The sequence below is a fragment of the Carboxylicivirga marina genome (assembly GCF_016612505.1).
Taxonomy (GTDB): Bacteria; Bacteroidota; Bacteroidia; order Bacteroidales; family Marinilabiliaceae; genus Carboxylicivirga; species Carboxylicivirga marina.
Map to the genome: position 1 here is coordinate 15,237 of NZ_JAENRR010000022.1, position 22,500 is coordinate 37,736.

16 protein-coding genes and 1 tRNA gene are annotated in these 22,500 nt (G+C 37.1%); 16 read left to right on the forward strand and 1 reads right to left on the reverse strand.

What is annotated here, in order from left to right:
• The first annotated feature begins 124 nt into the window (after nt 1–124).
• From JIV24_RS10675 to JIV24_RS10730, 12 genes are all read left to right on the forward strand, one after another.
• On the forward strand, nt 125–1,663 hold the full coding sequence (locus JIV24_RS10675) for a hypothetical protein (protein ID WP_200465026.1): 1,539 nt from the start codon (nt 125–127) through the stop codon (nt 1,661–1,663).
• 4 nt (nt 1,664–1,667) lie between these two features.
• Nucleotides 1,668–3,038: a DUF5723 family protein gene (locus JIV24_RS10680; protein ID WP_234445790.1), complete on the forward strand. Its 1,371-nt coding sequence runs from the start codon at nt 1,668–1,670 to the stop codon at nt 3,036–3,038.
• A gap of 24 nt (nt 3,039–3,062) precedes the next feature.
• Entirely contained in the window at nt 3,063–3,641 is a 579-nt protein-coding gene (locus JIV24_RS10685) for a DUF4136 domain-containing protein (RefSeq protein ID WP_200465028.1), read from the forward strand.
• A gap of 238 nt (nt 3,642–3,879) precedes the next feature.
• The gene (locus JIV24_RS10690) at nt 3,880–4,395 is read left to right on the forward strand and encodes a tetratricopeptide repeat protein (protein WP_200465029.1); all 516 of its coding nucleotides are present in this window, start codon (nt 3,880–3,882) and stop codon (nt 4,393–4,395) included.
• Between the two features lie 366 nt (nt 4,396–4,761).
• The gene (locus JIV24_RS10695; RefSeq protein ID WP_200465030.1) at nt 4,762–5,715 is read left to right on the forward strand and encodes a permease; all 954 of its coding nucleotides are present in this window, start codon (nt 4,762–4,764) and stop codon (nt 5,713–5,715) included.
• 15 nt (nt 5,716–5,730) lie between these two features.
• Complete coding sequence (locus tag JIV24_RS10700) at nt 5,731–6,828, forward strand: fasciclin domain-containing protein (RefSeq protein ID WP_200465031.1); 1,098 nt, start codon at nt 5,731–5,733, stop codon at nt 6,826–6,828.
• 33 nt (nt 6,829–6,861) lie between these two features.
• Complete coding sequence (locus tag JIV24_RS10705) at nt 6,862–7,707, forward strand: peptidyl-prolyl cis-trans isomerase (RefSeq protein ID WP_200465032.1); 846 nt, start codon at nt 6,862–6,864, stop codon at nt 7,705–7,707.
• 26 nt (nt 7,708–7,733) lie between these two features.
• The gene (locus JIV24_RS10710; protein WP_200465033.1) at nt 7,734–10,007 is read left to right on the forward strand and encodes a HupE/UreJ family protein; all 2,274 of its coding nucleotides are present in this window, start codon (nt 7,734–7,736) and stop codon (nt 10,005–10,007) included.
• Nucleotides 10,008–10,064: 57 nt separating this feature from the next.
• On the forward strand, nt 10,065–10,730 hold the full coding sequence (locus JIV24_RS10715) for an ABC transporter ATP-binding protein (protein ID WP_200465034.1): 666 nt from the start codon (nt 10,065–10,067) through the stop codon (nt 10,728–10,730).
• Nucleotides 10,727–11,905 (forward strand): ABC transporter permease, encoded by a 1,179-nt coding sequence (locus JIV24_RS10720; RefSeq protein ID WP_200465035.1) that lies wholly within the window; start codon nt 10,727–10,729, stop codon nt 11,903–11,905. Before JIV24_RS10715 ends, JIV24_RS10720 begins: the two co-directional genes overlap by 4 nt.
• 35 nt (nt 11,906–11,940) lie before the next feature.
• Nucleotides 11,941–12,837 (forward strand): metal ABC transporter substrate-binding protein, encoded by an 897-nt coding sequence (locus JIV24_RS10725; protein ID WP_200465036.1) that lies wholly within the window; start codon nt 11,941–11,943, stop codon nt 12,835–12,837.
• A gap of 176 nt (nt 12,838–13,013) precedes the next feature.
• Nucleotides 13,014–14,945: a DUF3604 domain-containing protein gene (locus JIV24_RS10730; RefSeq protein WP_200465037.1), complete on the forward strand. Its 1,932-nt coding sequence runs from the start codon at nt 13,014–13,016 to the stop codon at nt 14,943–14,945.
• 64 nt (nt 14,946–15,009) lie between these two features.
• Here the strand turns inward: JIV24_RS10730 and JIV24_RS10735 are convergent.
• Nucleotides 15,010–15,086 (reverse strand) — tRNA-Arg (locus JIV24_RS10735).
• 428 nt (nt 15,087–15,514) lie between these two features.
• On the opposite strand from JIV24_RS10735, the gene JIV24_RS10740 reads away from it, so the two are divergent.
• Genes JIV24_RS10740 through JIV24_RS10755 form a run of 4 tightly spaced genes read left to right on the forward strand, consistent with a single transcriptional unit; the run spans nt 15,515 to nt 22,353 of the window.
• Nucleotides 15,515–16,411: an ABC transporter ATP-binding protein gene (locus JIV24_RS10740; RefSeq protein ID WP_200465038.1), complete on the forward strand. Its 897-nt coding sequence runs from the start codon at nt 15,515–15,517 to the stop codon at nt 16,409–16,411.
• Nucleotides 16,408–19,746 (forward strand): golvesin C-terminal-like domain-containing protein, encoded by a 3,339-nt coding sequence (locus JIV24_RS10745; RefSeq protein WP_200465039.1) that lies wholly within the window; start codon nt 16,408–16,410, stop codon nt 19,744–19,746. Before JIV24_RS10740 ends, JIV24_RS10745 begins: the two co-directional genes overlap by 4 nt.
• Nucleotides 19,747–19,769: 23 nt before the next feature.
• Nucleotides 19,770–21,245, forward strand: a complete 1,476-nt coding sequence (locus JIV24_RS10750; RefSeq protein ID WP_200465040.1) for a TolC family protein — start codon at nt 19,770–19,772, stop codon at nt 21,243–21,245.
• Nucleotides 21,246–21,276: 31 nt separating this feature from the next.
• Nucleotides 21,277–22,353 carry an efflux RND transporter periplasmic adaptor subunit gene (locus JIV24_RS10755; protein WP_200465041.1) on the forward strand — a complete coding sequence of 359 codons (1,077 nt, stop codon included), beginning with the start codon at nt 21,277–21,279 and terminating at the stop codon, nt 22,351–22,353.
• The last annotated feature ends 147 nt before the right edge of the window (nt 22,354–22,500 follow it).

The following is a 22,500-nucleotide window of genomic DNA, read 5'->3' on the forward strand; positions in this document are numbered from 1 at the left end:
CTCATTCTGAGTATGAAATTAAGATATAGATAGTCGCCATTATTTATTGAACAAACACTTGATTTGGAACTAATTTGAACGTAATTTGTTTTGTTTGAAAACTATTGGATTAATCAATAAACAAATGGTAAAGAATCTATATATCTTAAAATTTATACTACTTCTATTGGTATTCTATTCATGCACCGGTGATTTGTTTAATACCGATAAGCTTGATGGTGATATTGAAATAACACCTGGCGTAGCAATGCCTTTGATGCATGCACAGGTAACGATGAAAGATATCTTTAATGATGATACTGATTATATTCGTTACTATAAGGATGACAACGATTTTGAACGCATTATTCTTTATCAGAAAGAGGATTCAGTTTCAAACTTAACTTTAGATGACTTGTTTGAATTTTCCATGGAGCAACAGGAAGTAGATGTGGTTTATTCTGAATTAAATCGTGGAAGTGAGTTTAGCATCCCAATAAATATTCCAATTATTACCGAGAATGGAACATTAAGTGCCTTTGAGGCTAGCTATCGAATGGCCATATCTGGCGAAGAACTGACATCGCCACTATATTTAAAAATTGAACTGCCAACTATAAATGCGCAGGATGGCGGTAAGATTATTGAAACAGAGTTGAGTAATAGTCAGTCATACGAGGCATTTTTTGAAAATGACTTTTTTGAATTAGTTGATCAGAATTTACCAGCCATATTAACTTTTAGTTCGCAGGATGCGAGTCGTAACTATGATCTTGAAATTGGCAAAATACTGTTTGTGGTAGATGAGTTAGACTATGATTACATCAAAGGTACCATGACTGAGAATTCCCTTAGGTTTGAATCAGGTAGTATAGAAATGAATTACGATAACCTTGAGAAATTTCCTGAAGGTGTTGAGTTCGACACGCCAGTAGTTAATTTATTAATCACTAATTCAACACCTTTCATTGGAATTATCGATCCTTATTTTAAAAGTGAAATTGCACCTGAGGATTCTCTCGAATTGATATTCCCTAATATTGTTGTACCTGCATCGCCCGAGGGTGAGTATATACAGGATACATTGGTAGTCGATAAGAATAATTCAAATATTATTGACTTTATGAGTTATATGCCTGAAACGATTGAGTATGAGGCAGACCTGTTACTTAACCCTGGATATGCATTGTTTGATGAGGTAGAATTAACCGACGAAAGCGCCGTTAACCTAGGTTATCTGGTTGAAGTGCCAACCGTATTTAGAGCCAATAGTGGCATGGCTATCGATACCTTGTTTATGGATGATTATGAAGTACTGCAAGACTTGGTTGAAGGTTCGATGGAGGTTGCAGGAAGTAGTAGTTTCCCTTTTCAGACAGAAATGTTTATTGATATTTATGATGAAGAGCAAGATATGATTTTAAGCACAATTAGGGCATTATTATTAGAGGCCGCACCTGTAAATTCTGATGGCTATCATGAGAAAACGATTGAGCAATATAATAGAGTAGTCTTAACAAGTGAGCATATTGAACACCTGAAAATGGCAGAAGAGTTGCGGCTTAGAATGCATTTGACAAGAAGCAATTATGAAGATGAGTCTCAAATGGTTGTTCTTACAACCGATCAGGCACTGGATATGAGTGTGAATATTAAAGGTGTTTTTGATAATCCGGAACTATAGCAACATGATATCATATAGAAATTACATATTTTTAATAGTTATTCTTATTGCTTCGTCAATTAGTCGATTGGAGGCACAGGATAATACAAATATTTTTCTCCGGGGTGTTCCTCAACGAACCATTATGAATCCAGCTTTAAAGCCAACAAGTGGATGGTATATTGCGTTCCCGGCTCTTGGAGGAGTGCAAATTAATGGTTCAAATTCAGGTTTTAGCTGGAATGATATCATTCGCCCAAGTGGAAAAGGCGATTCTTTAATGGTTGATTTGGATTATGTATCAACCCAAATACAGGATAATAATTTTTTTACAACCGAGGCTACACTTCAATTGCTTGGTTTTGGATTTGAACGTGGGCGCTCTTTCTTTTCATTGGATATCAATCATAAATTAAAGGCAAGGGCTAATTACCCCAAGGCTTTATTTGATTTAAGGCTTGGTAACTGGAATTATAATGGAGATATGCCAATTAATCATGACTTATCGGACATGTATGTGAAAGGTATTGATTACACAGAAATAGCCTTAGGCTGGTCATATGAAATAAATGAAAAAGTAAGAATAGGAACACGTATTAAAGCTCTTTTAGGCGTAGCTATGGTCGAATCAGAATCGATAGATATGCAATTTATTACTTCTCAAAATAGTTTATTATCCCTATCAGGTAATGCAAGTATTCGTACTAACCTTCCAATGGATATTTATTACGATGAGGATGGATATGTCAAAGATGTTGACTTTACAAACGAGTTTGGAGCTGAAGATTTTTTGGCAACAGATAATTTAGGTTTTGGTATTGATTTCGGTGGAAGTTTTCAGATAACAGATAAGCTACATGTTGGTGCTTCTTTAATTGATATTGGTAGTATTACTTTTAGCACAGATGTAACTGAGTTTTCAACCACTGGAACGTATTCATATTTAGGGGCCGATGTGAGTGATGAAATTGCAGGTGATGATGATGATAGTGATGATTACTGGGATGAAGTTGAAGAGGAGTTTAAAGATGCTTTTAAAGTTACGGATTCCGAAGGGGACTATACGACTAATTTGATGGGAAGTTTTATACTGAATGCTGATTATCAACTGAAAGACTGGTGGAGCATTGGTTTGTTATCACGTAACTATAATATCAACGAGTTTTTTGTGCCTGAAGTATCAATAGCTACCGGATTTACGCATAAGAAATGGCTTTCTTCGGTATTGAGCTATTCAATGAAAAAAAATGCACCAGCCAATATAGGTTTTGGCCTGGCATTTAATGCCGGACCTTTTCAGATTTATGGTGTTACTGACAATTTTGATGCGTTGTTTAACCTTGAAAGTGCAAAGTATATTAATGGAAGAATAGGAGTCAATTTGATTTTTGATTAATTCAATTGCTCAACATTATTTATTATGAGAAGTTTGCTGATTGTTTTATTAGTTGTACTTAATTCCGCCTGCAGTGTGATTGAATATAGCACGCTTTATGAAGCTGATGTAGATTTCTCGAAGTATAAAACTTTCAATGTCCTATTATTTGCAGAAGATGGTGCTTTCGATAACGAAAATTCGATTATAAGTACCGCGAACTTGCCGCAAATACGTAAAAGTTTCACAAGCCAAGCTGAACTACGAGGGCTCGTTTTCAAAGAGCATAAACCAGATATTTATATTTTATATTCTATCTGCGATGACTATAATAAAGCGTATAAGAACAGACGAAGATATTCATCTGGTGACATCATGTGGTATCGTTCACTTAGAGGGTTTCAGATGTTCGGGATGAAATTTAATCGGGCTAACGAAGATGTTATTCCTCCCGATCCGCATATTGGCCAGTTGAAATTGATGTTTGTCGATCGTAAATCTAAAAAAATCATATGGGTGGGTGAGGCCGAAGGAGAAAGATCCGATAGTCCTGAAGAAGCAGAAAAACGAATTAACACCATAACCAAAAATCTTTTTGAGCAATGTCCTTATCCAATTAAATGATTGGTGATATCTAACTAGGAAATTAATATAACCTTCTTTAAAAAAAAGTTTGGAAAGAATTTAGGGAATAAATACGCCTCAAATAATTGCTAATTTAAAAGGCATATAGAAAATGAGCTTCTGCTATATTATTGTGCAACAGGGTAAAGGAATATTTAGCTCAAATGAATGGTCCGAAATGCTTGTTATATTGCAGAAATTGCATTGTTTTGTGCCGTAAATTATAAACTGATAGACCATGTTAGGAAAATACATTCGATTAATATTAGCCATACTTATTACTGCATTATCCGTTTTTCTTTTTATCAATAGCTTTGTAGGCTTAGGCGTTGTTGCGGTTATAATCTCTTCTTTATTAATTCTTTTTCACTTCAAAAATGAAATGAACCTGTTGGCCTTCATTTTTATCAGGAAAAGCAAGTTCTCAACTGTTGAGGGGATACTTAATAAAGTAAAGCACCCAGAGCGCATGATAAAGAGCCAGGAAGCCTATTATTACTACCTATTAGGTTTAACTCAGGCTCAAACACACCAACCTGCTTTGGCCGAAAAGAGTTTTAAGAAAGCTTTATCGACCGGTCTTCGCTTGAAAAGTGATCAAGCAATGGCAAAGCTAAATCTTGCAGGTTTCTATTTGGCCAAACGTAATAAAAAGTTGGCAAAAATTCATATACAGGAGGCGAAGAAACTAGACAAACAGAAGATGCTAACAGCTCAAATAAGAGAAGTAGAACATATGATGAAACGCATCTAATACGATTTCAGCATTTATTTATAATTCAATTGCATACAGCGGCCACTTCTTTTAAAGAGGTGGCCGCTTTGGTATATAAAAGTATCTCTTTGCTTTTATGTTTTTTTTAAAGTCCTGTATTCCGCGTATCTGCAAAGTTATCTTGAGATATTTAAGTGCACTTATCATGAGTGTACATTGGATTATAAACAACCCGATGATTGATGAGAAGTGCTTTTTAAGGAAAGGCTGCAAAACTTTTCAAAACAAATAGTGGGAATTAATTGCTATTTAGTATAGATTTGGTAATAAGCTTTTACGGACCAGGAAGCTACTTTTAATTGACCAAACTAATTGTAGCTACCAAAGCAAAGACCTAACATCAACATGTACGAAACTTTTAACCTGTTTGCAGCTATTGCTCTTGCTATTTTCATAGAGGCCATGCCATTTCTGGTAATTGGAGCCCTCTTTTCATCGTTTATTGAAGTCTTTGTTTCAACCCAACGTCTATTGGGGATGGTACCAAAAAATATCGCTGGAGGCCTGGCACTGGGTATTGGCTCAGGCTTTGTTTTGCCAACTTGCGAATGTGGTGTTGTACCTATTGTTCGTCGTTTAATGAGTAAAGGTGTACCACCTTATATTGCCATTGCTTATATGTTGGCTGCTCCAATTGTTAATCCGGTGGTATTGGCGTCCACTTATATCGCCTTTAGAGGGAGTTTTTCAATGGTATTCGCGCGCATAGGTTTGGCAGTTATAGTAGCTGCTATTGTTGCGCTTATATCGCGCCAAATGGCTTCGGTTGTCAAGCCGTTGAAAGTCCGGTCCGACAAACATGATTGTGATAATCCGAATCATACACACATCCATCAACATGAGCATTCGCATGATCATACTCATAACCATACACATGAGCCACTGGGAAAAAAAATAGTATCTACTTTTCGGCATGCGGCTGTTGAGTTTATGGATATGGGTAAATATCTTATTTTAGGTGCTTTAATTGCTGCCGCTTTTAAAACCTTTTTGCCTGAGAATGCAATGGCGTATTTTAGTGGTAATCTGGCTCTCTCTATTGCGGGCATGATGTTGTTAGCTATACTCTTATCTATCTGTTCAGAGGCTGATGCCTTTGTGGCGGCTTCTTTTGTTGGATTTCCGGTTGCTGCCCAATTAGCGTTTATTGGCATAGGACCAATGGTTGACTTAAAACTTATTGGTATGTATGGTATCACTTTTAAACGCTTAATGGTAGTAAGCTTGTTAGTTGTTCCTTTTATAATCATTTATCTGGCCTCCTTATTAATCGGAAGTTTGGATTTATTAAGCTTTTAAAGTATGCAAGTAACTATGCGAAAAATATATGGGATAATAGAGACGGGTTTCTTACTGTTGGTTGGTGTCTTTACGCTTTGGTTGTCCTTATCCGAAAAGTATGCATTGTTGATGAATGAAAACTTCCGGTGGCTAACTTTTGCCGGTTCCATATTAATTCTCATTATAGGTATCACTTCATTGTTTAAGTCACCCAAAAGTAACATTGTCAATATTTTGTTTTTTGGTGTACTATTACTCGTTGTTTTAATTGGCAAACCCTATGTACCAAATGAGAGTACAATCAATCCTTCAGAACACTTTATGCAGGCTGGTTTATGGGATCAAATAGACCAATCACGCTTTCCAAAAGAAGAGTTACGCACTTTGTCTACTACAGAGGCTGATAAGGTATACAATAAAGGAAGGTCATTTACAACTGTTGGTGTTGTTAAGCGACTTGATGAATTAGATGGACATGGTAGCTTTGCACTTATGTCCACCTTTATGTACTGCTGTGTGGCTGATATGTTCGGTACAGGTTTCAGAGTCCCAAGTGAGAAGTTTGCTGATCTTGAAGATGGACAAATGGTAATGATAAGTGGAGAGTTAATAAATGAAGAAATGCCCATTGAACTGCCTAACTTCAGGTTTGGCAGAGCGATGATCTCCTCTATCAACCAAAACTATTACCTTAAAGCTGAGAATATAATGACTTATAATCGATTGGATCAACTACCTCTGCTATCGGAATTAATTAGTAAGGGTGAAAGGATACAATTGTTTAATGCAGCACTTGAAAAAACGGGCCTGATCGAAGAATTGGCTGGTAGTGAAAGTTTTACATTGTTTATTCCGGTTGATAAAGCCATTGAGAACTTAGAAACTCCACTAGATCAATTATCGGTCAGGAACTTAAAGAAGTTTTTGAAGGCACACATTGTTGAAGGGAAGTTATTTAGTAAGGATTTAAAAGAATTTGATCAATTAGAGACGATAAGCGGTAAGGATATATCGATTAGTTTTAAACCTGCCCGGCATAAAGTGAACGAGTCACGTGTTCTCTTTGAGGATACCGAAGCCCAAAATGGAGTGATTCACTATATCTATCCGGCTTTAACGGAATCAAACTAAAATGGAGAATTGAAACCAAACAATCTTAAATATATGAATTACGTCAGACGTATATTAAAGCATCCCCTTTTCATCTTTATAATATGTGGCACAGCCTTGTATTTTATTTATGAGGCAGTTGGGCAATTTGTTGAGAATACTAATAAAAAGGTAGTTGTTACCAATGCACAAATTGACTTGTTACGTGAAGACTACTTGCGTACCTGGAATCGTTATCCTACTGAAGAAGAAATGCAGAACCAGATTTACGGTCATGTGATGGATGAAATCTTCTACAAAGAGGCGGTGAATATGGGACTTGATAAATCGGATGTAGCAGTCAAGAAACGTTTGCGTCAGTTAATGGAAATGATGCTTGACGATTATTCAACTGTTTATGCCACTGAGCAGCAGTTGCGCGATTACCTGACGGCTAATCCTGATAAATTCAGAGATGATTCCAGGATCACTTTTTCTCAATTATATTTCGATAAGGACGACAAGGAAACTGCAATTGAGGTGTTGGAAAAGCTTAAGAAAGGTGCTGGAATTGAGCAACATCAAAAGTATAGCTTAATGATGCTACCCATTGATTTTGCATCAGAAACAATGACGAATGTGGCTCGTAAAACTGGAAGGGAGTTTGCCGATCAGGTGTTTAAACTTAAAGAACAAGAGTGGGTAGGACCTGTAGCATCGGTTTATGGCTGGCATTTAGTTCGTATTGAAAAGATACAAAAAGGAGAGGTGCCTGATTTAAACGAGGTATGGGACATTGTTGAGCGCGAATGGACGGCTAAACAAAAAGCGCTGAAGAAGAAGGAAGAGTATGCCTTAATGCGCAAGCAGTATAAGGTTGTTTTTGAAGATTCAAAAATAACTCCCCGAGATGATAGCTAATTGTTAACGACCTAAATGTACCGAAGATGACAAAACTGTTGGCCAACTTCTTAACACTACACTTATTCGATAATGCATACCTAAAGTCCTTGAATAATGGTTTGCGACCAATACTTTTATTAATTGTGATTTTTTGCTTTAGTTCACCTGAACTATATGCCGATGATCCAGGTATTGCTAAAGTACGACTGATTCAAAAAAGCGATACCACTTATATATTTGAAGTCGATATACCTCAGGTATTTCTAGGTTCATTTAAAGAGCCGATATTGCCGCAAGGATTTAACATTTCTACGCCTTCGAGGGAGTTTCAATCAGAATGGGTTACACTAAAAGCTGAGATAAGTTCGTCTAACCGTGGTTTTGAAGCAGAAGATGTATTGCTTTTGCCTTGGGCCAGAAATGCTGTAGATATCACTGCACAATGGTTAGATGGCAAAACTTTTAAAGGTTTTTTCACACGCACGCTTAATGGCATTCATGTGCCGCTTAATCAGATTATGGAGGTGCAATATAGTACCACCGACTTGCTAAAAACATATTTTGTAACGGGTTTGAAACATTATGGATTTAAATGGATTCATGTACTATTTGTATTGTGTTTGGTCTTAGCCATGCCAAATCGTAAAGCCTACCGCATGTTGCTTTATTTTGCACTGGGACAAATGACTGCCATGCTTTTGGCCGAAATGCGCATCATTGGTTTTGAACTGCTGTTTGGTGATTTGGTTGTTTTATTATTAGTTATTTATACTTCATATCATTTATATCGGGCAAAGAAGGCTCCTTATCTTCCAGCTTTAATCTTTTTTACGGCTTTGATTCATGGTTTGTCATTTGGTAATGAATTACAAACTGAGAACCTCTTGATGACACAAAGAATACAGGCGATGTTTGCTTTTAACTTAGCCATTGATTTAGGTAACTATAGCCTTGGTAGCTTGTTGCTTATTGTTGTTTATAGAATTAAAAGAATTTCCTTAAGAAGCACTTATTTACCAATGATAACAGGCAGTTTGGCGGTTTTTTGTATCCTGTTTCTTTTTGAGGATAATATTTTGGCGGATAAAAAGCAAACGCTTGATTTTCAGAACTCAGGACAAGAGGTGATGGTTCAAACCTCGACAAATAACCCCATTGAAGGCGCAACAGGTGTATCAAAAAGCAAAGGTTTTATGACATCACCAATCATGGTTTTCCTCTCGGTAGAGCCTTATGAAGCTCGTAAAGAAATCCTGATTAAAGGGAGTGAACTTGTCCGGATTCTTAAGTTAAAAACCAAAAAAAATATGATTCCTGCTGAGCAACAAGAAGAAATTAAAGCAAGGCTGGAGCAACTCATAAGTACATCGGATACCACCTATATCAATAATCATCAAATTAAAGCTGAAAAGGTTAATGTTAATTTTGTGACACTGGGCAGGGGCGGAGTTAGCATCAAAGAAACGGCAGTTGACGAAGATATAAATGAAGCCATTATTGGCATTTCGCTTAATTATCTGATGGATGATTATCCTGATTCAATTCGTTTTGCATGGCATCTGTTTCCTGATAATCATGAGATAGATTTGTCAATGGTAGATCCTCATGCAACTTCTGCAGATATACTATGTCCCGATAATAATATGGTAACATGGGAAAGCCGCATCAAAGGCTTTAAGGTTCCTGCCATTGAACCTATTGAAGTAAAGAACAGACCCATACCCATCGTGTCCTATGGCTTATGGTTGATTTTGGCGATTGTGTTCATCATCCTTTGGTACTATCGAAGAGAAAAATTAGAAGGAACAAAAAATCGTATATGCCTTTTATCACTACTCATACTTGGCTTTGCTTTATTCCCTTTTGCCAGACCAGTATTGGCAATGAATGCCATTTCTCATGGAAAACCTTCCGTAGAGAAGGGTGAGAGATTATTGGGTGACTTGCTCACCAATGTGTATCGTGCTTTTGATCGAAAGCAGGAAGATGTGGTATATGACCGTTTAGCTATGAGTGTTACAAACGAACAGTTGGTAGAAATTTACTTGCAGAATCGAGAGTCAATGGCTTTGGAAAATAGAGGAGGAGCTAGGGCTACTGTGGATGAGGTGAATATAACCGAGTTACATAAATTAAGTAAACTGGAAACCAATATTTATAAGGTCGATATCGAATGGAAAGTCCGAGGTTCAGTGAATCATTTTGGACATACACATTATCGACAAAATAAATACAGGGCATTAGTCACTTTTATCATTGAGAAGAACGTATGGAAAATAAGTGATATAGAAATTCTGGATGCCAGACGTTTGTATTAAAATGATTAAAGCGATTATATCTGTTAATAGATAAACTAAAACGAAACCTAAACCAACATGATAGAACTTAGCAATCTGGAATTCCATTACCCTGGGTCTGATTTCAAGCTGAAAATTGATGCACTTAACATATCAAGGGGGAGTACTACTGCTGTTATCGGACAAAGCGGTTCGGGTAAAACAACACTTTTAAACCTGATTGCTGGCATTTTGGAGCCTTTTAGTGGGAGTGTAAAAGTGGGTAATACCGATGTATGTCTTCTATCTGATAAAGCCAGGCGCAACTTTAGAATTAAAGATATTGGGTTTGTTTTTCAGGATTTTAGACTGATATCTTATTTAAATGGTTTAGATAATATTCTTTTACCTTTCAAAATAAACGATAGTATCCAGTTAAATGGCGAAACGAATATCTGGATTAAAAATATTGCCCACGAAATGGGAATAGAAAATAAACTTGGAAAATACCCTCATCAGCTGTCACATGGCGAAAAGCAGCGATTAGCCATTTGCAGAGCATTGGTTGCAAGGCCATCCATTATTCTTGCCGACGAACCAACAGGTAACCTTGATCCGAATAACAAAACGAACATCATGAACCTGCTCTTCGCATATGCCAGAAAAAACAACGCTACCCTTGTTACTGTAACGCATGATTACGATATGTTAAAGGACTTTGATTCCATAATTGATTTTAACGATTTAACAATTGATAAGGTATGATTCAGAGTTTGTATTTGGGACTAAAATATTTACAATACCACATCTATCGTACAATCATACTGATAGGAGCAATAGGTGTGATATTATATTTGCCTCTGGGTCTTGGGAGACTTATAAGCGAAAGTGAAACACAGATGATGGCACGTGCCGATGCCACTCCCTTAATAATCGGGGCAAAAGACAATGCTACTGATTTAGTGATTAATAGTATTTATTTTGAGCAATGCAATGTAGAGCAAATTACTTTTAGCAAAGCAAATGAACTCGATAGGCTTGGCTTTGGTTATTCCATTCCGTTTATATCTGTTTTTAATGCTAGAAACTATCCGATTGTTGGTACTACCCTAGATTATTTTAGATTCAGAAATTTAGATATTGAAGAGGGGCATAATTTACAGTTTGTTGGCGAATGTGTTTTAGGGGCATTGGTTGCAGAAAGCCTCAATCTAGGCCCGGGAGATAGTCTGGTTTCTTCACCTGACAATTTCCTTGATTTAGCTGGTTCCTACCCATTGCAGATGAAAGTGGTAGGAGTATTAAAAACATCAAATACTCCAGATGACCGGGCGGTTTTTACCGATTTGAAAACGAACTGGGTAATTATGGGACTGGGACATGGGCATGAAGATATGACTGAGGTTAAAGATCCTACTTTAATTCTCGAACAAGATAGTACAAGTATTACGGCAAGTGCCAAGTTGTTTATTTACAACAAGATTGATGGTGAGAAATTGGAGAGCTTCCATTTTCATGGCGATAAAAGTAATTTTCCGATCACCTCGATACTATTTATACCCGATAATCATAAAGCTGCCACACTTCTACGGGGGCGCTATAAAACAGATATTATACAAGAGCAGATATTAATTCCGTCTGAAGTTATTGCTAACTTACTTGAAAATATATTCAGAATAAAGCACATCTTCAATACTGTATTTATTCTTGTTGGGTTTGCAACATTATTGATATTAAGCTTGATAATCGTATTGACGCTTCGATTGAGAAAGAAGGAGTTGTATACTATGTTTACCATAGGTTCGAGTAAAACCAAAACCTTCGAAATTGTAGTGTCCGAGCTGTTAGTCATTATAGTCGGAAGCCTTATGCTTGCAGCTGCATTGTATGCTATATCAGGCTACTTTGTAGAGAGTTTTATTCAACAATTTATTTTATAAACTATTGAATTATAACCAAACTTAAATATAAACAAATGAAGAATTTACTACTCGTGTTATTGGCATGTAGTTTTTTTGCCTGTAATGTCAAAAAAGAAAACAAACAAAGTGAACAGCCTTCTAAACCGGTTGTTTCAGTCGTTAACTATCCACTCTACTATTTTACCGAACGTATTGGTGGAGCCTATATCGACCTGAAGTACCCTATTTCAGAAGGAGTTGATCCGGCATATTGGATGCCTGACTCTGAGAGTCTAAGCATTTTGCAGCGGAGTGATGTTCTATTCACCAATGGGGCTAATTATGCCAAATGGCTAAGTAATGTTAGTCTACCTGAACGCATCAAGTTTAATACAACTGAAGCAGTCAAGGATAGATACATTGAAGTTCAGGAAGGGACGGCTCATAGTCATGGTGAAGGTGAGGAGCATGTGCATACCGGTCTAGCATTTACAACATGGTTAGACTTATCAATTGCAGTTAAACAAGCTGATGCTATTAAAGATAAATTGATAGAATTAGTACCAAATAAGAAAGCTGAACTCATTAGTAATCATAAACAATTAGTTGCTGAATTATCGAAGTTGGATATGAAATTGAAAAGCATCTCATCTGAGAAAGTTATTATCGGTTCACATCCCGTGTATCAGTATCTAGCATCAGCCTATCAATTGCATATTCATAGTGTTCACTTTGAGCCAGATATGATGCCATCGCATAAACAATGGCATGAGCTCGAACACCTGCTTCACCATCACCCATCGGGTTTAATGATTTGGGAAGGTGAACCAAGCGATGAAATTAAAGACGAATTAAAGAAAAGGAATATAGACGTGCTGGTTTTTGACCCGTGTGGAAATGTACCATCTGAAGGCGATTTCTTAAGCGTAATGCAGGCTAATGCTAATAGCTTGAATGCTAAACTTAATTAATCACTTGCTATGAAAGTTTTATAAAGCAGTGCTCTTTTATATTAAAGTGATGGAATACCTGTAATGGATGTATTTGAAATATTTAATAAAAATTGACTATTGCTTTTATTAGTTGTAATTTTTCAAATCACAGAATCATAATAATTGATAATCAAATCTTATAAAAATAATTACCTATGAAAAATTTAATTATTCTTTTTTGTGCCGCTTTCTTTTTGTCAGGATGGGCGAGTGCACAAGATATCGGCTCTCCGGATATGAAAAATATCAAAGGATTATATCCGGGAAAAACCTATTCGCCATACGCTAAAAGAAATTTCCCGAATAATGTTTATTGGGGCGAAACACACTTGCATACAGGTGTTTCATTGGATGCCGGATTGTTCGGTAATGTGCTGGGGCACGAAGATGCGTATCGCTTATGTAAAGGTGAGGAAATTACTTCTTCAACCGGATTATCTGTAAAACTAGGTCGTCCTTTAGATTGGGTGGTGATTACTGACCATTCCGATTTAATGGGATTGGCTGTTGGTATTCAGGAAGGGGCGCCGAATGTGGTTGCAGAACCACTTGGAAAAAAATGGCACGAGGCTTTTGAAAGGGGAGGTGCCGATGCAGGTGAAGCAGCCTTTGAGTTAATTCAGAATTTCGCACAAGGAACGCTTCCAAAAGCCATGTTGAACGATTACAGTCCTGGATCAAAAGTGTATACCAGTTTATGGGAAGACATTATCAGAACAGCTGATAAATACAATGAACCAGGTAAGTTTACGGCTCTAATTGGCTATGAATGGACATCCGTACCTAAAGGATTTAATTTGCACAGGAACGTAATTCTTCGAGACGACAAGACAAGAGCCGGGCAGGTAGTCCCTATGGTCACATTGCCTCCATTAGGTTCTCAAGACCCACTTGATTTGTACGAATGGTTGGAAATGTACGAAGAAAAAACAGGTGGACAGGCCTTAGCATTATCGCATAACGGTAACCTGTCCAATGGTTGGATGTTTCCTGTTGATAAAACATATGCAGGAGGCGTCGTTGACAAGAATTACGTAGAACAGCGTGCTAAATGGGAACCATTGTATGAGGTAACCCAAATTAAAGGGGATGGTGAAACACACCCATTCCTTTCTCCAGATGATGAATTTGCAGATTATGAAACCTGGGATGTTGGTAATCTTGATATTTCTGAATTAAAGAAAACTGAAATGTTGGCTGGAGAGTATGCGAGGGAAGCTTTGAAAAACGGCTTGATGTTGGAATCGAAATTTGGGACGAATCCATATAAATTTGGTATGGTGGGAGCAACTGATAGTCATACCTCGCTATCGACTGCAGAAGAAGATAATTTCTTTGGTAAATCAGTAAGTGTGGAGCCGTCGAAGCATAGGGTGGAACACCCCTTTATTAAGTCAGAATTAGGCGAGATTAGTGGGGATATGATCGTAGCTTCCGGGTATCAGGGAGTGTGGGCAACCGAAAATACCAGAGAGGCCATATTTGATGCCATGGAACGCAAAGAAACTTATGCTACAACAGGACCACGTATCCCTGTTCGCTTCTTTGGTGGTTGGGATTTTGTAGATGATGATTTGAGAAGTCGTTCTCCTGCTTTTGTTGGTTATGATAAAGGTGTTCCGATGGGTGGAGATCTAAGGAAAAGCAAGGGTTCTGAAGCGCCTAACTTTATGGTATATGCGTTACGTGATCCGGTTGGTGCTAATCTTGACCGAATTCAGATAATAAAAGGATGGGAAGATGCCAATGGTAAATTACATGAACGTGTTTATGATGTTGCTGTTTCAGATGGTCGAAAGATTAATAAAGAAGGAAGGTGTAAAAAAGCAGTTGGTAATACAGTAGATTTAGAATCAGCCAGCTGGACTAATACAATTGGTGCTTCGGAACTAATGGCAGTTTGGAGAGATCCTGATTTCAATCCAAATGAAAAAGCATTTTACTATGCACGTGTTATTGAAATACCAACACCACGTTGGTTAGTATATGACAAAGTACGTATGGGTGCTCATATCCCTGAAGGTGCTGAATTAATTGGTCAGGAGCGCGCTTATACATCTCCAATTTGGTATAATCCTTCTGAATAGAGTATAAAAATCATAATAATTTAAAACACGAAACCCTCATTGTAATTGACAATGAGGGTTTCTTTGGTGATCCAGGCGGGATTCGAACCCACGACCCATAGCTTAGAAGGCTATTGCTCTATCCAACTGAGCTACTGGACCATCCTTAGTGCTTTTTCTCAAAAGCGATGCAAAGATAGTTATTCAACTATTTTTATCAAATAAATTGTAACCTTTTTATCACTTTATTTATCTCATCAAATATAGCGTTCATGCTAAATGGCACAAGATCAACTTGTAGCAATTTATATGAAATATATCGCCGGATGAATTTATTTATCTCGTCTAAGTGAGAGTGATAGATAGTTTTAATTATTTCTAGTTGTCCGCTTATGAACAGTAATGATGGAAGAATGGCTATATTTAAATTATGAATAATAAATTGATGGAGTGTATGTACGATATAGAACATGTTGTATCGAATACGAACAGTTATCAAGTTGGCTAATGTGTTTAATTAATTTATACTAAGCGAAGTAAGTCTATTGGTATATTTTTAGTTGATAAGTAGCGACCTAAACTCATATATTTTGAAAATTAAGATTAATGACCTTAGTCAGGTATATAAAAATGACTTCAGAGCACTTAATAAAGTAAATCTCGAAATTGATTCAGGCATGTTTGGCTTACTAGGTCCCAACGGAGCAGGTAAGTCTACATTAATGCGAATATTAGTTACTTTACTTCAGCCTAGTCATGGCGAAGTAATGGTAAATGATATGAAGCTATCAAAAAATCGCTCTGAAGTACGCTCGATGCTCGGGTATTTGCCTCAGGACTTTCGGTTTTTTGCGAAGTTAAGAACCTGGGAATTTCTCGATTACGCAGCATCATTGGCCGGTATCAGTAAGAAGAAAGAGCGCTTGGCTGCGGTAGATGACTTATTAGAGCAAGTTGGTTTATTTGATGTTCGAAATCGTTATGCCAACAAATTATCCGGAGGTATGAAAAGGCGTTTAGGAATTGCTCAGGCTTTAATTGGCGATCCTAAAATTGTGATTGTAGATGAACCCACAACAGGTCTGGATCCTGAAGAACGTATACGTTTTCGTAATATTTTATCAAATCTGAGTCAAAAGGAAGTTATCATTATTCTTTCGACACATATTGTGGGAGATATTTCATCAACCTGCCGACAGATGGCCCTTCTTAATCGCGGGCAAGTTCATTTTAAAGGATCGCCTGAGCAGTTTATAAAACAATCTGAAGGTCATGTGTTTAAAACGAATGTATCGTTTGAGCAGATGAAAGTAATCAGTGAACAGTTTCCTGTGATTACATCTGTGCCAGGCGTTGGTGGCTACGAGATTGAATTTGTAGCTAATGAGGTAGATGGGTGGGATACTACTTTGGTTGAGCCTAACCTTGAGCATGCCTACGTGTATTTTATGGAATATGTTGCTAACGAAAAATTCAAATACCAATGATATCCCTATTTAATATTCGTACAGTCGCCCGTTTCGAGTCCAAAACACTTTTCAGAAGTTGGTTCTTTAGAATTTTTGCAATCATCATAATTGGTTTCATACTCATGTTTAACCTCTTTGGTTTAACAAGTATTGCCGACGGTGGATGGCCTGGAAGACTGCTACCTTCTGGTGCGCCATATTTTAATATGTGGATACTTAATATTGCTCAAGCTATTATTGCCGTTTTCTTGTCAGCAGATTTTCTGGGACGTGATAAAAAATTAGATACTACCGAAGCATTCTATGTTCGTAGCATGGCAAATTTTGACTATGTAATCGGTAAAACGATAGGAGTTTTAAAAGTTTTTATTATTCTCAACATTTTCGTGTTGATGAGTGGCATATTATTCACCTTAATTGCCAATGAGGTAGCTGTTCCCTGGTTGTCGTATGTAATTTATCCTTTACTAATTTCTTTACCGACTCTAATATTTGTTTTAGGCTTGTCATTCTTTACGATGACATTGGTTCGTAATCAGGCTGTTACCTTTGTGCTTTTGCTTGGTTTTATAGCCTTGTCTTTATTTTATTTAGGAAACAAGCATTGGGGCTTGTTTGATATACTTGGGTTTTATACACCATTTATGCGCTCTGATTTTACTGGCTTTGACGATTTATTGGGCTTAATATTACATCGCTCGGTATATTTGATTTTAGGGCTCATGTTTATCTTGGCCACCGTTTGGCGATTACCACGTTTAGAGCAACAAAAACTTAGTAAGCCCTTTTTGATTTCTTTCATGCTTCTAATGTTCTCTGGCGCTTGTTTTGGTGTGTTTAAAATAATTGCCAATGACACCACTAAGTCTAATTTGCAAGTACATATAAAGGAACTAAATCAGAAACTAGTTAATTCGTCATATCGAATTGACAACTACGATGTGGCTCTTTTTCATCAAAATAAAGGCATCGATTGTAAGTTTTCAATGCAAATGTCAAAAAATGGTGTTGGGAATGACACTAAACTTGTATTAGCCTTGAATCCTGGATTGAAAGTTACGTCTTGTTCCATTGACTCGGAATTAGTTAATTATACCCGTGAGGCACACTTGCTCAGCATTGAGCTTAATAGTAATGTAATAAGTAGTTTTCAGCTCGATTTATCTTACAGTGGTGTTATTATGGATGAGGCACTTTATCCTGATATTTCTGCTGAGACAAGAGATGCAGAGAATCGCTTAGACCCTTTGTTAGCTGGCAAGCAATATAGTTTTGTATTGCCTGATTATCTGCTTTTAACACGCGAAACCAACTGGTATCCGGTTGTTGCCAATAAACAATATTGGGTAAGTTACCCGTTTAATGAAATGAACTTAACTGTTCATACGAAGCCAAGTTTAGAGGTTATTTCGCAGGGAGTGAAAGATAGTTTAGACGCTGGTAAATATCAATTTACATCAGAACACCCATTTAATGCCTATAGTGTAATTATTGGGGACTACGAGCGACATACAACCATGGTTGATAGCATTGAGTTTAGTCTATATCATCATAAAGAACACGACTTTTACAAAGAGTATTTTACAGAGCTTAATGACACGGTATCCTTTGTTATAAAGGACATAAAAGATGATTTGGAACGTAAACTTGGTGTTAATTATCCATTTGATAGGTTTTCGGTTGTTGAAGCACCTATTAATATGTATTCCTATTTACGTAACTGGTCATTATCAACTGAGAGTGTCATGCCCGAAATGGTTTTGTTTCCTGAAAATGGTGGCGGAACATGGCAAAATGATTTAGATAATGTTCGCGGCCGCATCGATAGAAGAATGGATAGATCAAATGAAGAACGTTCTGAAAAGGAATTGCAGGTTGAGCTAATGAAAAACTATTTGGGTGATAACTTCATAAAGCCATCACGGTTCTTTTTTGGAAGACGACAAGAAGGTGAACGTCATGTCGAAAACTGGGGACGTTATCAGGTTTTTCCATTATACTTTACGTATGCCAACCGAATTGTGGAAGATGAATATCCACTCTTAACCATAGCACTTGAAAACTATTTGCATCAGCGAATGAATGAAACCCGAATGCGTGATTTAGGAGGTCTGTCTAGTAATGATGAAGTGATACTCAAATTACGAAATAATAGCCTCAAAGAATTAATAGACAAGGAAGATGTTAATACACTTGGAAATGTATTTGCATCAAAAGGCAGTCAGTTATTCTCTAATTTAAAGGTTAATGTGGGGCATAGTTCTTTTGACAAACAGTTAGATGAGTTAATTCAGAGTAATCGTTTTGCTAATACCAGTATCAACGATTTTAATCGTTCAATAAGTAATATTAGTCAATCCGAATTCTCAACAGTGTATTCTAACTGGCTCAATGAGGCTTATAGTCCGGCATTTTTATTTAGTTCGGCTGATGTATATGAAATTAAGGAAGGTAACCGTATGCGTTATTTTCTAAGAGTAAAAGTCGCTAATAGTGGTGATGCTGATGGAATAATGGCATTTACCATACGCGAAGGAATGCAAAGAGGAGGTCGCGGCCGCTTCCGTTCGCGCTTTCAAATGGATGCTAATGAGGATAATGAGCAAAGCTTTGTATTAAAAGCAGGACAAACCTATGAAATTGGCTTCTTGCTGGATGATGAACCACGTGAGGTATCTGTTAACACCTTTTTAGCAGCTAATATTCCTTCTAATCAGACCTTAATCATCAATAATGTGATTCGAAATAATAAAAAGGTTAAGTATTTTGAAGGGCTTAATGAAATCACCAGAGCTATAAAATTCAGCAGCGCAAATGAAATAATTGTTGATAACGAAGATGAAGGATTTTCTTTTGTCAACACCGGCGAAAGTCGTACGGTTAAAGACTGGTGGGTATCAATGCAGAATGAAGAGGAAGAAGAGAACGATACTTATGGTATGATACGTTTCTGGTCGCCTCCGGTAAGCTGGAAACCTATAGCTGGTGATAAATTCTTTGGCGAGTACTTAAAATCAGCAGTTTATAAAAGAAGTGGTAGCGGTGAAGGCTACGTGAATTGGAAAGCTGACTTAACACAATCTGGCATGTACGAAGTTCATGCCTACATTCCTAATATTGCATCCAGATTTGGAAGAGGACGCAACTCTGGTAACAAGGATAATAACTATCGTTTTACTGTTTATCATGATGATGGTGAAGAACAGGTTGAAGTGACGGTTAATAACGATAATAATGGTTGGATATATCTTGGTGAGTATTATTTCTCAGATGGAATGGCCAATGTAAAATTATCAGATGTTTCCACCAGTAGGTATGTGATTGGTGATGCTGTTAAATGGGTAAAAAAATAATAGAGTAAAAAGACAATATATCTATGAAGAAAATGATTGTGGTAACGACCATGTTACTAATTACAAGTGTAGCATTCGTTCAGGGACAGCGGTTAATGACACTGAATCAATCGGTGGAAGAAGCCTTAAAAAGCAGTCCGCAAATTGTACGAATGCGTTTAGGGCTTGAACGAACACGAGAATTGTTAAACGCACAGAGGGCGTCGCTACGTTCGAATTTCAGATTAAACCTTAATCCATATGTCTATTCCAATAACCGACAGTATGATGAGTTTAACCAGCAATGGTTTACTTCGGAAAGTACTCAGAGTAACGGAACATTAAGTATTACGCAACCTGTAATTTGGACAGATGGTACGATTTCCTTAGAAAATACTTTTGGTTATCGTGATAACTACAGTACATCCTCTGCTAATTCATTTGAGGGCTTCAGTAATAACCTTCGCCTCACGGTTAATCAGCCGCTTTTTACATATAATCGTACAAAAATGACGCTGAAAGAGCTGGAGTTTGATCATGAAAATGCCAAACTTAATTATGCTTTAGAAGCCCTTAATGTAGAGCAACAAATTACACAATATTTTTACCAGATATATCAGAAACAGATGGAACTCATCACTTCGCGCGAGGAGTGGGAAAATCGTAAAAAGAGTTATGATATAATCAGCAATAAGGTAGAAGCCGGTTTAACCGCCAAGGAAGAACAGTTACAGGCCGAATTGGACATGATGACCAGCCAGTCTACCGTGCAAAATAATGAAGTAGAATTGGAGAATATCAAAGATAATTTTAAGCAAATGCTTGGATTATCGCTCTCTGAAGAGATTATGGTAATTGCTGAGGTATCTGTTCTGCCGGTTGACATTGATTTAGGCATGGCCACAAATTTTGCGCTAAGTAATCGCATGGAAATACGTCAACGCCAGATAGATATTGAGACCGGAAAATTTGATATCATTAAAACCAATGCCACCAATGAGTTTAAAGGAAATGTTAATGTGTCGGTAGGTTTATTTGGTGAAAATGAGTCGATAAAAGGCATTTATGATAATCCGAATGATAATGAGGATGTACGCTTTAGCCTGGAAGTACCTTTATTCGATTGGGGCGAAAAGAAAGCACGAATGCGAGCGGCCGAAGCATCCTTAAAAACCAGCGAGTACAATTTACAGGATGAGCAGAAGACCATCCGTTTAAATATTCGCAAAATTAATCGTGGTATTGATAATACACTTATTCAAATAGATATTGCGCGAAAAAATGAGGAGAATGCACAGCTTACTTATGAAATTAACCTTGAGAAATACCGCAATGGTGATTTAACAAGTATGGATCTTAACCTCTTTCAAAATCAGCTGACACAAAAGAAAAACGCATTAACCAACGCATTAATTAATTATAAACTGGAGCTTCTTAATATGAAGTTACAGACCTTGTATGACTTTGAAATGCACCGCAGTATAATTGACGATGTAATGAAATATGAAATGATTCAATAAGCCAAATACTAACTGATAATACTCTCATACCATGATAAATAAAAATTCAATACTTCGATATAGCTCAATCATTCTTCTCGCATTGATTGTGACACTGATGGTTTCATGTAAAAATGAAGCTTCAAGTTTTAATACCGATGTTGCGGTTAATGTGTCTGTTCAAGAGGTGAAGAAGAAGCCCATTGAACAAACCCTGATTACTACAGGGTCGATAAAACCTCAGTTGGAAGCCAATCTTAAAACGGAGCTTACTGCTCACTATTATTTACAAACTAACCCAAAAACGGGTAAGCCTTTTAAAATGGGCGATAGAGTAAAAAAAGGACAGCTCATCATTCTTTTGGAAGACCAGGAATATACCAATAATGCCAACCTCGATGGAGCACATCTGGACATGGAGATTTCAGAAATGGAATATGAAAAACAACAAGCCTTATTTGAAAAAGGTGGTGTTACAAAGCGTGAGTTGGTGAATTCTGAAAAAACATTGCTAACATCAAAGCAAACATACCAAAATGCTGAGCTTAGTATTGAAAAGCTGAATATTCGTTCTCCTTTTGACGGCGTGATAACTGATTTGCCTTATTTTTCTCCGGGTATCCGTGTTGACAATGCCACAGCAGTGTTGAGTTTAATGAACTATTCAACCATGATGATGGATTTGAGCATGCCGGAAAACCTGCTAGGTCAGGTACGCATTGATCAGCAAGCCAACATTATGAATTATGCCTTACCCAATGATACCTTAAAAGGTCGTATCACTGAATTGTCGCCTGCTATCGACATGGAGGCGCGCACATTCAAAGGACGATTAAAAGTTGATAATCATAGTGCATTATTGAAACCAGGAATGTTTGTTAAGGCCGAAATTGTGGTTGATCAGCGCGATAGTGCATTGGTCATACCTAAAGATGTGATCTTATCCGAAGGTAACCGAAGAATGGTATTTGTAGCTAAAAACTCTGCAGCTCAAAAACGTTATATCCGCACAGGGCTGGAAACGCTAACTGAAATTGAAGTGTTGGAAGGTTTGAAACCCGATGAACGCCTGATTATTAAAGGCTTTGAAACATTAAAGGATCGTTCGAAAGTGAAAGTCGTAAAGTAAATAATGCTTAGATGAAAAGATTGACCTGTAATAGTTAATTACCGATGCTTATCGGATCGTAAACGGATAACTATCGGATCGCAAACTGATAACTATTCGTTGTAAAACAGGTAAGCATGTGTTGTAAGCTAGTTAAATCAGTCTTTT

Excerpts from the sequence above, each read along its gene's own strand:
- JIV24_RS10755 (WP_200465041.1), top strand. The coding sequence starts at position 21,277 with ATGATAAATAAAAATTCAATACTTCGATATAGCTCAATCATTCTTCTC.
- JIV24_RS10720 (WP_200465035.1), top strand. The coding sequence starts at position 10,727 with ATGATTCAGAGTTTGTATTTGGGACTAAAATATTTACAATACCACATC.
- JIV24_RS10710 (WP_200465033.1), top strand. The coding sequence starts at position 7,734 with ATGACAAAACTGTTGGCCAACTTCTTAACACTACACTTATTCGATAAT.
- JIV24_RS10675 (WP_200465026.1), top strand. The coding sequence starts at position 125 with ATGGTAAAGAATCTATATATCTTAAAATTTATACTACTTCTATTGGTA.
- JIV24_RS10680 (WP_234445790.1), top strand. The coding sequence starts at position 1,668 with ATGATATCATATAGAAATTACATATTTTTAATAGTTATTCTTATTGCT.
- JIV24_RS10690 (WP_200465029.1), top strand. The coding sequence starts at position 3,880 with ATGTTAGGAAAATACATTCGATTAATATTAGCCATACTTATTACTGCA.
- JIV24_RS10725 (WP_200465036.1), top strand. The coding sequence starts at position 11,941 with ATGAAGAATTTACTACTCGTGTTATTGGCATGTAGTTTTTTTGCCTGT.
- JIV24_RS10750 (WP_200465040.1), top strand. The coding sequence starts at position 19,770 with ATGAAGAAAATGATTGTGGTAACGACCATGTTACTAATTACAAGTGTA.
- JIV24_RS10745 (WP_200465039.1), top strand. The coding sequence starts at position 16,408 with ATGATATCCCTATTTAATATTCGTACAGTCGCCCGTTTCGAGTCCAAA.
- JIV24_RS10715 (WP_200465034.1), top strand. The coding sequence starts at position 10,065 with ATGATAGAACTTAGCAATCTGGAATTCCATTACCCTGGGTCTGATTTC.
- JIV24_RS10695 (WP_200465030.1), top strand. The coding sequence starts at position 4,762 with ATGTACGAAACTTTTAACCTGTTTGCAGCTATTGCTCTTGCTATTTTC.
- JIV24_RS10685 (WP_200465028.1), top strand. The coding sequence starts at position 3,063 with ATGAGAAGTTTGCTGATTGTTTTATTAGTTGTACTTAATTCCGCCTGC.
- JIV24_RS10705 (WP_200465032.1), top strand. The coding sequence starts at position 6,862 with ATGAATTACGTCAGACGTATATTAAAGCATCCCCTTTTCATCTTTATA.
- JIV24_RS10700 (WP_200465031.1), top strand. The coding sequence starts at position 5,731 with ATGCGAAAAATATATGGGATAATAGAGACGGGTTTCTTACTGTTGGTT.
- JIV24_RS10730 (WP_200465037.1), top strand. The coding sequence starts at position 13,014 with ATGAAAAATTTAATTATTCTTTTTTGTGCCGCTTTCTTTTTGTCAGGA.